13 protein-coding genes are annotated in these 14385 nt (G+C 68.0%); 8 read left to right on the top strand and 5 right to left on the bottom strand.

Annotation, left to right across the window (positions count from 1 at the left end; translation table 11 throughout):
- Nucleotides 1-21 precede the first annotated feature (21 nt).
- Entirely contained in the window at nucleotides 22-1833 is a 1812-nt protein-coding gene (locus FHW78_RS09410; RefSeq protein WP_183639622.1) for a monovalent cation:proton antiporter-2 (CPA2) family protein, read from the bottom strand.
- A gap of 122 nt (nucleotides 1834-1955) precedes the next feature.
- Between FHW78_RS09410 and FHW78_RS09405 the strand changes: the two genes are divergently transcribed.
- From FHW78_RS09405 to FHW78_RS09385, 5 genes are all read left to right on the top strand, one after another.
- A complete protein-coding gene (locus FHW78_RS09405; RefSeq protein ID WP_183639621.1) occupies nucleotides 1956-2759 on the top strand; it encodes an energy transducer TonB in 804 nt (267 codons plus the stop codon).
- 42 nt (nucleotides 2760-2801) lie between these two features.
- Nucleotides 2802-3596 (top strand): energy transducer TonB, encoded by a 795-nt coding sequence (locus FHW78_RS09400; protein WP_183639620.1) that lies wholly within the window; start codon nucleotides 2802-2804, stop codon nucleotides 3594-3596.
- A gap of 160 nt (nucleotides 3597-3756) precedes the next feature.
- On the top strand, nucleotides 3757-4404 hold the full coding sequence (locus FHW78_RS09395) for a TonB family protein (protein ID WP_183639619.1): 648 nt from the start codon (nucleotides 3757-3759) through the stop codon (nucleotides 4402-4404).
- A gap of 59 nt (nucleotides 4405-4463) precedes the next feature.
- A complete protein-coding gene (locus FHW78_RS09390; protein ID WP_255443177.1) occupies nucleotides 4464-5345 on the top strand; it encodes a TonB family protein in 882 nt (293 codons plus the stop codon).
- 143 nt (nucleotides 5346-5488) lie between these two features.
- A complete protein-coding gene (locus FHW78_RS09385) occupies nucleotides 5489-6364 on the top strand; it encodes an energy transducer TonB (RefSeq protein ID WP_183639618.1) in 876 nt (291 codons plus the stop codon).
- A gap of 69 nt (nucleotides 6365-6433) precedes the next feature.
- Here FHW78_RS09385 and FHW78_RS09380 read toward each other — a convergent pair whose 3' ends face one another.
- The 4 genes from FHW78_RS09380 to trxA form a co-directional block, all read right to left on the bottom strand.
- A complete protein-coding gene (locus tag FHW78_RS09380) occupies nucleotides 6434-7432 on the bottom strand; it encodes a cyclase family protein (RefSeq protein WP_183639617.1) in 999 nt (332 codons plus the stop codon).
- A 116-nt stretch (nucleotides 7433-7548) separates the two neighbouring features.
- Nucleotides 7549-8457, bottom strand: a complete 909-nt coding sequence (locus FHW78_RS09375; protein WP_183639616.1) for a LysR family transcriptional regulator — start codon at nucleotides 8455-8457, stop codon at nucleotides 7549-7551.
- A 73-nt stretch (nucleotides 8458-8530) separates the two neighbouring features.
- Complete coding sequence (gene rho / locus FHW78_RS09370; protein ID WP_183639615.1) at nucleotides 8531-10216, bottom strand: transcription termination factor Rho; 1686 nt, start codon at nucleotides 10214-10216, stop codon at nucleotides 8531-8533.
- Nucleotides 10217-10408: 192 nt separating this feature from the next.
- Nucleotides 10409-10750: a thioredoxin TrxA gene (trxA, locus tag FHW78_RS09365; RefSeq protein WP_141455103.1), complete on the bottom strand. Its 342-nt coding sequence runs from the start codon at nucleotides 10748-10750 to the stop codon at nucleotides 10409-10411.
- A gap of 225 nt (nucleotides 10751-10975) precedes the next feature.
- Between trxA and rhlB the strand changes: the two genes are divergently transcribed.
- The 3 genes from rhlB to ftsX all read left to right on the top strand — a co-directional run bounded on the left by rhlB (nucleotide 10976) and on the right by ftsX (nucleotide 14382).
- The gene (gene rhlB / locus FHW78_RS09360) at nucleotides 10976-12667 is read left to right on the top strand and encodes an ATP-dependent RNA helicase RhlB (RefSeq protein WP_183639614.1); all 1692 of its coding nucleotides are present in this window, start codon (nucleotides 10976-10978) and stop codon (nucleotides 12665-12667) included.
- A gap of 90 nt (nucleotides 12668-12757) precedes the next feature.
- Complete coding sequence (gene ftsE, locus FHW78_RS09355; protein WP_141455105.1) at nucleotides 12758-13444, top strand: cell division ATP-binding protein FtsE; 687 nt, start codon at nucleotides 12758-12760, stop codon at nucleotides 13442-13444.
- Nucleotides 13441-14382, top strand: a complete 942-nt coding sequence (gene ftsX, locus FHW78_RS09350; RefSeq protein ID WP_183639613.1) for a permease-like cell division protein FtsX — start codon at nucleotides 13441-13443, stop codon at nucleotides 14380-14382. The genes ftsE and ftsX overlap by 4 nt, the downstream gene beginning before the upstream one ends.
- The last annotated feature ends 3 nt before the right edge of the window (nucleotides 14383-14385 follow it).

Raw genomic sequence — 14385 nt, 5'->3', positions numbered from 1 at the left:
CCCGCCGCTCCCGCGTGTCCCTCAGGTCGCGCGCGGCGCGGCATCCGTGGCGCCGGTATCCTCGTCGCTGGCATCGGCCTCGAACAGTTTCTCCAGATCGCCGACGGCGTCGCGCGCGGTCTGCACGACCGCCGCGTCATCGTCGTAGACCAGGTACTGCGCGCGCAGCAGCTTCTCGTCGTGCTCGCGGAAACGCCGGGCCTGCTGGGCCGCCGCCTCGGGCGAACGCCCCAGCGCCACCAGCGTCTGCTCGGCCATTTCCAGGCTCGTGCCCAGCGTCTCGCGGAATGGTTCGGTGCTCAGATCCATCAGCCGCCACGCGTGCTGGCGGTTGCGCGCGCGCGCCAGCACCTTGGCGTTCGGATACATGCGGCGGATCAGCCGAACCGCCTTGATGTTGGTGTCCGGATCGTCCATCGCGATCACGAACACCTTGACGTGCTGCGCGCCGGCCGAACGCAACAGATCGGGGCGAGTGGGATCGCCGTAGTAGATGCGCGCGCCGCCGAACCGGCGCAGCGTGTCCACCGTCTCCGGGCTGTGTTCGAGGGCGACGAACGGGATCCGCTGCGAAGTGAGCACGCGCGCCACGATCTGGCCAAACCGGCCCATGCCGGCAATCAGAACCTGCGGGGTCTGATCCGGGATGTCGTCGAAGGCGCGCGTGTCCTGCACGGGCCGGGCGATGCCCGAAACCCAGCGCGAGATGCCCATCATCAGCAGCGGGGTCAGCGCCATCGATACACCCACGATGGCGACCAGGCGATCCCGCACGTCGGCGTCCAGCAGCTTCACGCGCGCGGCTTCGTTGAACACCACGAACGCGAACTCGCCGCCCAGCCACAGCGCGCCGCCCAGCATCAGCGCGCCGCGCACGCCCAGCCGGCCAGGCCACAGGCCGAGCAGGAAGAGGATGCCGAACTTCACCAGCAACAGCACCAGCACGCCGGCGCTGATGATCTGCGGTTCGGCGACCACCCGATCCAGATCGATGTCCATGCCCACGGCGATGAAGAACAGGCCCAGCAGCAGGCCCTTGAAGGGTTCGATCTGCGATTCCAGCTCGTGCCGGAATTCCGAATCCGACAGCAGCACGCCGGCCAGGAATGCGCCCAGGCCCGCGCTCAGCCCGGCCAGCTGCATGAACCAGGCCGTGCCCAGCACCACCAGCAGCGCGCTGGCGGTGAACACTTCCGGCATCCGCGTGCGTGCCACCACCCGGAACATGTGCCGCAGGAGCAGTCGCCCGCCGAAAATGACGATCGCCATCGCACCGATGGCCTGGAACACCATGGTCCAGGTCAGGGTCTCGTTCTTGGCTCCGCCCAGCAGCGGAATCGCCGCCAGCAACGGAATCGCCACCAGATCCTGGAACAGCAGGATGGCGAAGCCGAGCCGGCCGTGCTCGCTGGTCAGTTCCTTGCGCTCGGACAGCAACTGCAGGCTGACCGCGGTCGAGGACAGCGCCAGTCCCAGGCCGATCACCAGCGAGGTTTTCCAGTGGTGCTCGGCCAGCAGGGCGATGCCGCCCAGCGCCAGCGCGGTGAGCAGGACCTGCAGGCCACCGGCGCCGAACACAGGCTTGCGCATCACCCGCAGGCGCGACGGCGACAATTCCAGGCCGATGACGAACAGCATCATCACCACGCCGATTTCCGCCGCGTCCAGGACCCGGTCCGCATCGCGCACCAGCGCCATGCCGTCCGGCCCCAGCACCACGCCGGCGACCAGGTAGGCCAGCACCGCGCCGATGCCCAGCCGCTTGAACACCGGTACCGCTATGACCGCGGCCAGCAGAAACACCAACGTCAGTTCCAGGCCGCTACCGTGCATGCATTCACCTCGGGGTCGAAGGACATTATGCAGGCAGCCCCCGCGACCCGGGCCGGCCGCGGCGATTGAAGCCGGCCAACGTCCGCGCTAGGCTCGGCGACGGTTCATCCAGGGAGCGGGAGATGAAGGGGATTTGGGGAATCGCACTGTGGCTGCTGGCCGCCCTGGCCCAGGCACAGACACAGACCCAGACCGCGGAGCTGCGGATGCCGGTGAACGGGGAAATCGGCATCGACCCGGCGGGTTCCGTATTCGACTATCGCATCGACTCCGAACTGACGCCCGAGGTCAAGGCGTTGGTGGAGCGTTCGGTCCGGCAATGGAAGTTCGAACCGGTATTGCGTGGCGGTGTCGCCACCCACGCCAAGGCGCGCATGCACCTGACCCTGATCGCGCACCAGGTGGACGGCGGATTCCAGCTGAAGGTGGAGGAGGCCCGCTTCTCGGGCTATCGCAAGACGGCGCTGATGAATCCGCCACGCTATCCGCCGGAAGCCGCCCGGGCCGGCATCAGCGGCGATGTGCTGGTGGCGGTGCGGGTCGACGCCCAGGGCGAGGTCGTTGACGCCGCCGCGGTGCAGAGCGCGTGGCCGTACGAGAAGATCAGCGAAAGCGCGATGCGTTATTGGGGCAAGGTACTGGAAAAGGCATCCGTTGATGCCGCCCGCAAGTGGCGGTTCGAACCGAGCGATCCCGCGCAATCCGAACCGGCCGATACCACGCTGGTGGTGCCGATCAGTTTTCGGGTGAACGCGCCCCTGGCCACGGCGGGATGGCGCCAGGAATCGGCGGGACCCGCCAGGCCCATTCCCTGGCTGGAGCCGGCACAGCAGGCCTTCGACGCGACCGGCTTGAAGCAGGGCGAAGCCTTGGCGCTGGACTACTCGGTGAAACTGAAAACGCCCGTGGTGGGGACCGCGCTCTAGGCGGGATCCGCATTTCGTGGTCGTCGAACCGGAGAATGGTTGATGAAAAGGATTCTGGGTTTGGCCCTGTGGGCCATGGCAACGACCGTCCTGGCCCAGGATGCGGGGCTGCGGCTGCCGGTAAACGGGGAAATCGGTATCGACCCGACCGGTGCCGTGTTCGATTACCGGATCGACACCGAGCTGACGCCGGAGGTCAAGTCGCTGGTCGAGCGCTCGGTGCGGCAATGGAAGTTCGAGCCTGTGCTGCGTGACGGCAAGGCGACCCATGCGAAGGCCCGCGTTCACCTGACACTGATCGCCCGAGAGGTGACCGAGGGCTTCCAATTGCAAGTGGAGGACGTCCGCTTCTCGGGGTATCGGGACGCGGTCTCGATGAAGCCGCCGCGCTATCCCAAGCAGGCGGCGATCAATGGCGTGGGCGGCGACGTACTGGTGGCGGTCAGGGTCGATGCTTCGGGCAAGGTGATTGACGCCGTGGCCGTGCAGACCTCCTGGCCGTACAAGAAAGTTGCCGCCAAGGCGGCCGAAAAGTGGGGAGCGCTGCTGGAAACCGCGTCGGTGGAAGCCGCGCGCGACTGGACGTTCGAACCCGTCGATACGGCCCTGCACGAGCAAGGGGACACCACCCTGATCGTGCCGATCAGCTACCGGATGAATGTGGACCGCCCTCCACGGGAGGGCTGGCACTACGAATCGGCAGGGCCAGCCCGACCGATCCCCTGGCTCGCGCCTTCCCGCCAGGCGTTTGATGCGTCCGGCTTGAAGGACGGCGAAGTCCTGGCGCTGGACTATTCGGTGAAGCTGAAGACGCACGTGGTGGGAACCGCGCTCTGATCGCGTTTTCCGGGACAAGCATGGACAGGGATGGGATGGGGGAAGAAGGATGAAGCGATGGGGTTTTCCACGGCGACGTGGCCGGATACTGACAGCGGCCTTGTTGATGGCCTGCACCTGCGTCGCATCGGCGGCCAATCCCGGGGAGCAGGAATTGTTGATGTTCCAGACCCGGGCCGCGGTGAGCATCGACGCGATGGGGCGTCCCACGGATATCCAGCTTCCGGAGCAGCTACCGGAGGTGGTGGCGTCCTTTGTCCGCAACCAGATCATGCAGTGGCGATTCGTGCCGCCCGATATCGATGGACAGCCGCGCGCAGGCAAGACCTACCTGACCCTGGGCGCATGCGCCGCACCGGTGTCTGAAGGCTATCAACTGGCGATCGACTACAAGGGCGCCGGGCCGGGCGCGTGGCGACCGGATGGGAGGTCGCCGCCGCCGCAATACCCGGTCGAAGCGGTGAAGCAACAGGCCGGCGGCAGTGGGCTGGTGCAGTTCGTGGTGGAACCCGACGGTAGTGCCACGCTGGAAACGGTCGAGTTCAAGCCGGCACGCAGCCGGCGCCTGTTCCAGCAGGCCATCGAGGATTGGGTGGAGCAGCTGCGTTTCATGCCGGAAGAAGTGGACGGAAAGCCGGTCCGGACGCGAATGAGGATGCCCTTGCACTTCGAACGCCGCTTGCGCGGGACCGTGGCGGCGAACGCGAAGGTCGATAAGCCCGAATGCATGGCCCTGATGAAACAGGGCGACGAGCAGCGTCCGGTGGCATTGGATTCGCCTTTCAGGCGACTGGAAGGAGGAGGCTGAGTCGTCATGGGGAATATGCAGGCGTTCCGGTGTCGGACGAATAGCGGAGGAGCAACGACATGATCATGGAAATGCGCGGAATGGGCCGATGGCTGGCGATCGCATTGCTGCTCGGTATCGCCTGCACGGCGGTTGCCGGCATCAAGGAAGTCCGCGCGCAGGTCGAGGCCAGCATGCTGGTGACCGGCGCGGTCATCATCGAGCCGGACGGCACGGTGGCGAAACTGGATCTCGATCAGCGCGAGAAACTGCCACCGGCCGTAGCCGGCCTGATCGACAAGGCCGCTGCGAGCTGGAAGTTCGAACCGATCCTGGTCGATGGCGTCGCGCGCCGCGGCAAGGCGCGGATGAGCTTGCGGGTGGTGGCCAACAAGCTGCCGAATGGCGACTTCCAGGTGGCGCTGCGCGGCGGCCATTTCGGCGACGAGGCGATCAGTCCGGAAGAGCGCCAGAAGCGCAATGACTCCGTGCGGAGCGTCAAGCTCTTGCCGCCCGCCTATCCGGGAGGCGCGGCGCGCGCGGGCGCACAGGGCACCGTGTATCTGGTGGTCAAGGTGGCGCGCGATGGCACGGTTGCGGATGTGATCGCCGAACAGGTCAATCTGGGCTTTGTCGGCAACGAGCGATTGATGCAGCAGGCCCGTGACGCGTTCTCCGAGTCGGCCCTGGCGGTGGCGAAGAAATGGATCTTCCGGCCGCCAACGGAAGGAGCGGAGGCGGCGGCGCCGTTCTGGCTGGTGCGGGTGCCCGTGGATTACAAGATGCCCGAGAAGAAAGCGCCGGGCTACGGCCGGTGGGAGGTTTATGTTCCGGGCCACCGCCAGAGTGCGCCGTGGATGCAATCGGAGCATGGCGAGGACGACGCTCCGGATGCCATGGTGGCCGGCGGCGTCTACGAGATCGGCAAGGGCCGGCGCCTGCTCACGCCGCTGTCGGGCTGAGTATTGCCTGGCCTTGGACGCGGAGGCGCTCCGTTAGCCGAGGCGTTCGCGCAATTTCCCGTGACCTGCGGGAATTTCAATGTTAATTGAAGGCGGTTTCCTCGCCCGCTAGGCTCGATGGCGGATCATTCGAGGAACTTGCGATGAAAGGAACATTGGCAATCGCGCGCGCTTGCCTGTGCGTCGCGGCGCTGCTGATCAGCGGCGCCGCCAGTGCGGAGTTGAGCATCAAGGAGATCAGGAAGCAGACCGAGGCCAGCATGCTGGTGACCGGCTGGGTGATCATTGAAGCCGATGGCGCGGTTGGCCGGCTCGATATCGATCAGCGGGAGAAGTTGCCGGCAGCGGTCGCGGAGTTGATCGACAAAGCCTCGGGCGGATGGAAGTTCGAACCGGTCGTGATTGATGGCCATCCGCGGCGTGGCAAGGCCAGGATGAGCCTGCGGGTGGTGGCCAACCGACTCGAAGATGGCAACTACCGGGTGACGCTGACCGGTGGCCACTTCGGTGACGAAGCGGATCCGGAAAAGCTCCGGCAGCGCGCCGACTCGGTTCGCAGCATCCAGATGACGCCGCCACGTTTTCCGGAGAATGCCGTGCGCATGGGCGCGCGCGGCAGCGTGTACCTGGTGATCAAGGTGGAGCGGGACGGTTCGGTCGGCGAAGTGCTTGCCGAGCAGGTCAACCTGGGCACCGTCGGCAACGAGCGCCAGATGCGGCAGATGCGCAAATGGCTTTCGGAAGCGGCGCTGACGGCGGCCAGGCGCTGGCGATTCCAGCCGCCCACAGAAGGCGACACCGCCAATGCCCCGTTCTGGCAGGTGCGCGTACCGGTGGACTTCCTCTTCTGGGGCGAAAAGCTACCCGGCTACGGCGAATGGCGTGCCTACATTCCCGGACCTCGCCAGAGCGCGCCCTGGATGGGGCAGGACGATGCGTGCGCGCCGGATGCGCTGGTGGCCGGGGAGGTCTACGAGATCGGCAAGGGCCGGCGCCTGCTCACGCCGCTGTCTGGCTGAGGCCATCCGTAAGCAGGTACGGAACGCCCGCATTACGGGGGCGTTCCGGTAACGCTGGTACGCGCGCGACTATCGCAACGGCAGCGCGATCGGCCGCAACGGCGCCGCGTCGCCACCCCGGATCTTCAGCGGGCCGCCGATGAAGGCGAACTCGTAGACCTTGTCACGCGAGAGTTCGTCCAGGGCGATCAGCTCGATGATCGGCACGCCCTGTTCGGCCAGCAGGTAGGTGTGCAGCGGAACGTAGGCGTCGGGTTCCTGCGAGGGAAAAGTCTCGAAGCTCAGGTTGTCGGCGCCGACCACCATCGCTCCGCCGTCCTCGACCAGGTAGCGCGCCGCGTCCAGGCTCATGCCTGGAGGATTGGCCATGTAGGCATCCGGCTGGTCGAACAGGCGCATCCGGCCGGTGCGGATCAGCACGACGTCGCCGCGCTGCAGTTTCACCTTCTGCTTCGCCAGCGCCGCCTGCAGGTCGGCGCGGGTGATGCGGTACTGATCCGCCAGCATTTCCACGCCCTTGGCCGCGGCGACGTCGATCAGCACGCCGCGGGCGATCAGGTTCGGGAACTTCTCGATGCCGGCCTTGCGCCAGCCGCGATCGCCCAGGTGTTCGTCGGCGCTGAAGCCGTTCCAGATCCGGCCGTGCAGGCCGAAATGGTTGAGCGCGTCGATGTGGGTGCCGGTGTGGCTGTACATCGAGAACGCGGTGCCGGTGTAGCTGGTGCTGGCGTTGAGCGGGTCGCCCACGCCCATCGGATCGTCGACGGCGGTGCCGCGCGGCGTATGGGTCATCCAGAACTGGTAGTGCGGATCGCCCGCGCCCTGCCAGCTGGGCATGCCGATGTAGTAATCGGTGGCCAGGTCATAGGCGCGACGGCCATCGACGCGCGACAGGATCGCGGCGCGGGACTCGGGCGTGATCAGGTTGAGCCGGCCGATTTCGTCACCGGGACCCCAGGGGCTGGTGCCGACCTCGCCGGCATGGCCGTTCGCGGCGGCGGACAGGGAAGCGGCCAGCAGCGCGGACAGGGCCAGATGACGCAGGGGACGGGGAAGGGAAGCACTCATGTTGCGGGAATCCTTGTGGAGCGGGCGCCTGGAACAGGCGGCCCGGGGATTCCCAGCTTGAGCGCGTGGCCGGCGGCGAAAAATGCCTCGCGGGTGCGGACAGTTTTCGCTGCCGGTTACGAATCGGTTTCCAGCAGGGGCGGCAGCGCCTGGGCGAGGAAATCGACGAAGACCTGCACCTTGGGCGGCAGGTGCCGCGTGGTGGGATAGATCGCATACACCTGCCGGGGCGGATAACCGCAGGCCGGCAGGATGCGCCGCAGACGGCCGGCGGCGATGGCCGGCGCGGCCAGGAACGAAGGCAGCGCGCCGATGCCGAGGCCGACGCACAGCAGATCGCGCAGCATCAGGCTGTTGTTGACGACGGTGCGCGCCGGCGGCAGCGCCACCCGCGTCATTCCTTCGGGGCCCTGCAATTGCCAACTGTCGGGCGTGTCGGCCAAGGCGTAGGCGAGCACATCGTGCTGGAGCAGCTCGGACGGCGTGCCCGGCACGCCGCGCCGCTGCAGATAGTCCGGCGAAGCGCACAGCATCTGCTGGATCGTGCCGAGCCGGCGCGCGATCAACGAGGAATCCTCCAGCGTGCTGCGCACGCGCAGGGACACGTCGAAGCCGGTGCCGATCACGTCGAGCACGCGATCGTCCAGCGCCAGATCCAGCTTCAGCCGCGGATGCCGGGCCAGGAAATCCCCGAGCAGCGGCGACAGCACGGCCAGGCCGAACGAGGTTGGTGCGTTGACCCGCAAGCGACCCTCGACCTGGCCGGCCTGCGCGCGCAGCGCGTGCTCGACTCGATCCATTTCGTCCAGCAGCCGGCTGCATTCGGCGAAGTAGGCCTGCCCGGCGTCGGTCAGGCTCATCCGGCGGGTGGTCCGCTGCAGCAACACCGCGCCCAGGTGTTCCTCCAGTTGCCGGATCTGCTTGCTCAGGCCGGCCGCGGACGCGCCCAGATCCTCGGCGGCGCGGGCGAAGCCGCCCAGTTCGACAACCCGCCGGAAGGCGCGCATCGCGTTGAGTTGATCCATGGCGGTATCGGAGGAAAGCGAAGCCGGAAATGGAAACGCCGGCGTGGGCCGGCGTTTCCGTCTTGCGGTTGGTTCAGCGCTTCATCGAAGCGAAGAACTCGTCGTTGGACTTGGTGTTCTTCATCTTGTCCAGCAGGAACTCCATCGCGGCGATTTCGTCCATCGGATGGAGCAGCTTGCGCAGGATCCAGATCTTCTGCAGCAGTTCCGGCTCGATCAGCAGGTCCTCGCGGCGGGTGCCGGAGCGGTTGATGTCGATGGCCGGGTAGACGCGCTTCTCGGTGATGCGGCGGTTCAGGTGCACTTCGCTGTTGCCGGTGCCCTTGAACTCTTCGTAGATCACCTCGTCCATCTTGCTGCCGGTTTCGACCAGCGCGGTGGCGATGATGGTCAGCGAGCCGCCTTCCTCGACGTTGCGCGCGGCGCCGAAGAAGCGCTTCGGACGATGCAGGGCGTTGGCGTCCACGCCACCGGTCAGCACCTTGCCGGAGCTGGGCACGACGTTGTTGTAGGCGCGGGCCAGGCGGGTGATCGAGTCGAGCATGATCACCACGTCCTTCTTGTGCTCGACCAGGCGCTTGGCGCGCTCGATCACCATCTCGGCGACCTGCACGTGGCGGGCGGCGGGCTCGTCGAAGGTCGACGACACCACTTCACCGCGCACGGTGCGCTGCATCTCGGTGACTTCTTCCGGACGCTCGTCCACCAGCAGCACGATCAGGTGCACGTCCGGGTGGTTGGTGGTGATGGCGGTGGCGATCTGCTGCATCATGATCGTCTTGCCGGCCTTGGGCGGCGACACGATCAGCGCGCGCTGGCCCTTGCCCTGCGGCGCCATCAGGTCGAGGATGCGGCCGGCGATGTCTTCCGACGAACCGTTGCCACGCTCCAGGGTGAAGCGGCGACGCGGGAACAGCGGGGTCAGGTTCTCGAACAGCACCTTGTTCTTCGACGCTTCCAGCGGCTCGCCGTTGATGGTGTCGATGGTCGACAGCGCGAAGTAGCGCTCGCCGTCCTTCGGGAAGCGGATGCGGCCGGACAGGTGGTCGCCGGTGCGCAGGTTGAAGCGGCGGATCTGGCTGGGGCTGATGTAGACGTCGTCCGGGCCGGCCAGGTAGCTGGCCTCGGCCGCGCGCAGGAAGCCGAAGCCGTCCGGCAGGATTTCCAGCACGCCGTCGGCGGCCACGCCTTCGCCGTGGCGGGTCAGCACCTTCAGCAGGGCGAAGATGACGTCCTGCTTGCGGGCGCGGGCCACGCCTTCCTGGATGTTCAGCTGCTCGGCGATTTCCAGCAGCTTGGGCGCCGGCATACGCTTGAGGTCGCCCAGCGAGTACTGCGGGAAGCCGTCCGGGACGCTCGGCATCTGGCGCGGGACGTAATTCTCGTTGCCGCCGTTGCCGTCGCCGGGCATGCCGTCGTTGTAGCGGTCGCGGCCGCGCTCGCGGTCACGGCGGTTGCGGAAGCGGTCGCGGCGGTTGTTGTTGTTGTTGAAGCGGTTGCCGTCGCGCTGGTCGCGCGGCTCGCCATCCCCCTGGCCCTGCTGCTGGCCGCCGCCGGTGTCGGCGGCGCCTTCCGGCTGGGCGGGCGCGGCGGCGCGCGGCGCTTCGACGGCAGGAGCCGGAGCGGGCGGCGGGGGCGCGGGGGCCGGCGCTTCGGCCGGAGGAGCCGCGCTGGCGGCTTCGGGGGCGGATTTGGCGACGCGCGGCTTACGCACGCGCTTCTCGGCGGGGGCGCCGGTTTCGTTGCTGCTGTCGGACAAAGTGCGATTCCTCGCTATGGCGAGCGCCGGCTCGAACGCGCGGCGGCGGGTGAAGGAGTGTGGGTGACTCAGAAGGGTGCGGCGCAGAAAAGGCGCCGGATGTGCGGACACTAGCACCGCGCTGCGGCGACGGCAAGCGCCGGGCCGCAGCGGGTTCGCACGGGTTCAGCCGGGGCGCCCGGCCGGACCGGCTCAGGCGGTCTGGGCGCCGAGCGTCTTGTCGATCATCTGGGTCAGCTGACCCTTGCCGACCGCGCCGACCTGGGTCGCCTGGACCTGGCCGTCCTTGAACAGCAGCAGCAGCGGGATGTTGCGGACGTGGTACTTGATGGCGGTGGCGCGGTTCTCGTCCACGTTGAGCTTGACCACCTTCAGGCGGCCGTCATAGGTCTCGGCCAGTTCGTCCAGGACCGGGGCGATCATCTTGCACGGACCGCACCATTCGGCCCAGAAATCGACCAGGACCGGTTCACCGGATTGCAGAACGGCGGCCTCGAAATCGGCGTCGCCGACATGGGTTACTTTTTCGCTCACTGGGTTCTCCTGCGGAGCCGCGGCGGGCCGCGGACGGATGGGAGGCCGGGGACGGCCACCTCTTTGGGGTAAACTGGGGCGTTCCGCGGCCAGATCAAGTCATTCCTGGCGGCCGCGCGATCCGGCTTTGGGGGCGCAGTTTGCGACGCCGCCGACGGCGATGCAAGCACGAGCAGTCCCTATATCAGTCGCGCCAACGGAACACTGCGGCGCAAAGAAGAAAGCATGAGCGACAAACCTTTAACCGACATTACTTTTACCTCGTTCGACCTGCATCCGGTCCTCCTGGCCGGGTTGGAGAACGCCGGTTTTTCACGCTGCACCCCCATTCAGGCGCTGACCCTGCCGGTGGCGCTGGCCGGACGCGATGTCGCCGGCCAGGCCCAGACCGGCACCGGCAAGACCCTGGCGTTCCTGGTGGCGGTGATGAATCGCCTGCTGTCGCGGCCGGCCCTGGCCGAGCGCAAGCCGGAAGACCCGCGCGCGCTGATCCTGGCGCCGACCCGCGAGCTGGCCATCCAGATCCACAAGGACGCGGTGAAGTTCGGCGCCGACCTGGGCCTGCGCTTCGCGCTGGTGTACGGCGGCGTGGACTACGACAAGCAGCGCGAGCTGCTGCAGCAGGGCGTGGACGTGATCATCGCCACCCCCGGCCGCCTGATCGACTACGTCAAGCAGCACAAGGTCGTCTCCCTGCACGCCTGCGAGGTCTGCGTGCTGGACGAGGCCGACCGCATGTTCGACCTGGGCTTCATCAAGGACATCCGGTTCCTGCTGCGGCGGATGCCGATCCGCACCGAGCGCCAGACCCTGCTGTTCAGCGCCACCCTCAGCCATCGCGTGCTGGAGCTGGCCTACGAGCACATGAACGAGCCCGAGAAGCTGGTGGTGGAGGCCGAGACGGTCACCGCCGCGCGGGTGCGCCAGCGCATGTACTTCCCGGCCGACGAGGAGAAGATCCCGCTGCTGCTGGGCCTGCTGTCGCGCAGCGAAGGCGCGCGCACCATGGTGTTCGTCAACACCAAGGCGTTCGTCGAGCGGGTCGCGCGCGCGCTGGAGCGCGCCGGCTACCGGGTCGGCGTGCTGTCCGGCGATGTTCCGCAGAAGAAGCGCGAGACCTTGCTCAACCGCTTCCAGAAGGGCCAGCTGGAAATCCTGGTCGCCACCGACGTGGCCGCGCGCGGCCTGCACATCGACGGCGTCTCGCACGTCTACAACTACGACCTGCCGTTCGATGCCGAGGACTATGTCCACCGCATCGGCCGCACCGCCCGCCTGGGCGCGGAAGGCGACGCGATCAGCTTCGCCTGCGAGCGCTACGCGATGTCTCTGCCCGATATCGAGGCGTACATCGAGCAGAAGATTCCGGTCGAAGCGGTCTCCGCCGAACTGCTGACCGCGCTGCCGCGTCCCGAACGCGCGCCGGTGGAAGGCGGCGAGGGCGAGGAAGGCGAGAGTATCGGCCAGATCTTCCGCGAGGCGCGCGAACAGCGCAGCGCCGAGGAACAGCGCCGTGGCGGTGGTGGCCGCCGCAGCGGTGGCGGCAGTGGCAGTGGCGGTGGGCGTGGCCGGGGTGAACGCCGCGAAGGCGGGCAGGGCGAACGCAAGCCGCGCAGCCCGCGTCCGCCGCGTGCGGACAACCCGGCCGCCACGCCGGCACCCGCCGAGCGCCCGCTGCGTCCCGAGGGCGAGCGCGCCCCGCATCCGGAGCGCGCCGAGGGCGAACGCGGTCCGCGCAAGCGCCGCCGCCGCCGTCATGGCCGTCCGGTGGAGAACGCCGACGCCGGCATCGCCGCGTCCACGTCCGCGCCTGCCGCTGGCAAGCCCGCCGCGAACGCGCCCGTCGCCGGCAAGCACGACAAGCCGTCGTTCTTCAGCCGCCTGGGCCGCAAGTTGAAGTCGCTGGTCGGCGGCTGACGCCGACCCGGTGCCCGGCATCGCCTCCGCGTCGATGCCGGCGCCACGCGGGCATCGCTTCCGCGTTGGGCGCTCCGGCATAATCGCCGCATGAGCGTGCTTCGATTCGAAAACGTCAGCAAGCAGTATCCCGGCGGGCACACCGCCCTGTCGGAGGTCAGCTTCGAAGTGGCCGAGGGCGAGATGCTGTTCGTCACCGGCCATTCCGGCGCCGGCAAGAGCACGCTGCTCAAGCTGATCCACCTGAGCGAACGGCCGAGCCGCGGCGCGGTGGTGTTCGCCGGCCGCAACCTGCTGAAGGTGCGCGGCGGACGCATACCGCTGCATCGCCGCGAGGTCGGCGCGGTCCACCAGGACCATCGCCTGCTGACCGATCGCACGATCATGGAGAACGTCTCGCTGCCGCTGATCCTGCGCGGCGAGCGGCGCGCCGACGTGCAGAAGCGGGTCCGCGAAGTGCTCGCCCGGCTCGGCCTGGGCCATCGCGAGAAGGCGCTGCCGACCCAGCTGTCGGCCGGTGAACAACAGCGCGTGGGCATCGCCCGGGCGATCGTCGCCGAGCCCAAGCTGCTGGTAGCCGACGAACCGACCGGCAATCTCGATCCGACCCTGGCCGCGGAAATCATGGAACTGTTCGCCTCCATGCCCGAACGCGGCACCAGCGTGCTGGTGGTGAGCCACGATCTGGCCCTGCTCAAGCGCATGCGCAAGCGCGTGCTGGTGCTGGACCACGGCCAGCTGGTCGACGACATCTCGCCCGCGGATCTGGCCGAATGAACGACAGCAACCGCTTCTCGCGTCCGCGCTCGGGCTTCGGCATCTGGCTGGACCAGCATCTCTACAGCTTCGTCTCCAGCCTGGGCCGGCTGGTGCGGCGGCCGTGGGCCACCCTGCTCACCATCGGGGTGATGGCGGTGGCGTTCGTGCTGCCACTGGGCCTGTGGCTGGCGTTGACCAATGTCGAGCAGTTCGCCGGCGATGTCAGTGAATCGCGCGGCATCGACGTTTTCCTCAAGCTCGACGTGCCGGAGCCGCGCGCGCGGGTGCTGGCGGTCCAGCTGGGCGGCCGCGCCGACGTGGCCAAGGTGGAATTGCGCACGCCCGAGCAGGGGCTGGCCGAGTTTCGCGAGCGCAGCGGCCTGGGCGCCAGCCTGGACGCGCTGGAGGGCAATCCGCTGCCGACCCTGCTGCAGGTGACCCCGCGCGGCGACGAGACCGGGCTGGTGGCGATGCTCGAACGCCTGCCCGAAGCCGATCTGATCCAGCACGACGCGCAATGGCGCGACCGCCTGCGCGGCTGGCTCGGTTTCGGCGAACGCCTGGTCTGGGTGCTGGCCGTGCTGTTCGGTATCGGCGCGCTGCTGGTGGTCGGCAATACGGTCCGGCTGGACATCCAGTCGCGGCGCGAGGAAATCGGCGTGCTGCAGCTGCTGGGCGCCAGCGACGGCTTCATCCGCCGTCCCTTCATCTACCTGGGCGCCTGGTACGGGCTGGTCGCCGGCGCCCTGGCGCTGGGCCTGCTGGTGGCCGCCGGCGCCGCCCTGCAGCCTTCGCTGACCGCGCTGGCGCAGAGCTACGGCAGCCGCTTCGCCCTGGCCGGACTGGATCCGTTGCGCGCCGTCGCCGTGCTGGCCGGGGCAACAGTGATCGGCTGGCTGGGCGCATGGCTGGTGACCGGACACTTCTTGCGGCAGACTCGCCCGACCACCACCTGACCC

Source organism: Pseudoxanthomonas sp. OG2 (assembly GCF_014192765.1).
Lineage (GTDB): Bacteria > Pseudomonadota > Gammaproteobacteria > Xanthomonadales > Xanthomonadaceae > Pseudoxanthomonas_A > Pseudoxanthomonas_A beigongshangi.
The sequence above is the reverse complement of the archived record's forward strand: the minus strand, read 5'-3'. Positions and strand labels throughout refer to the sequence as shown.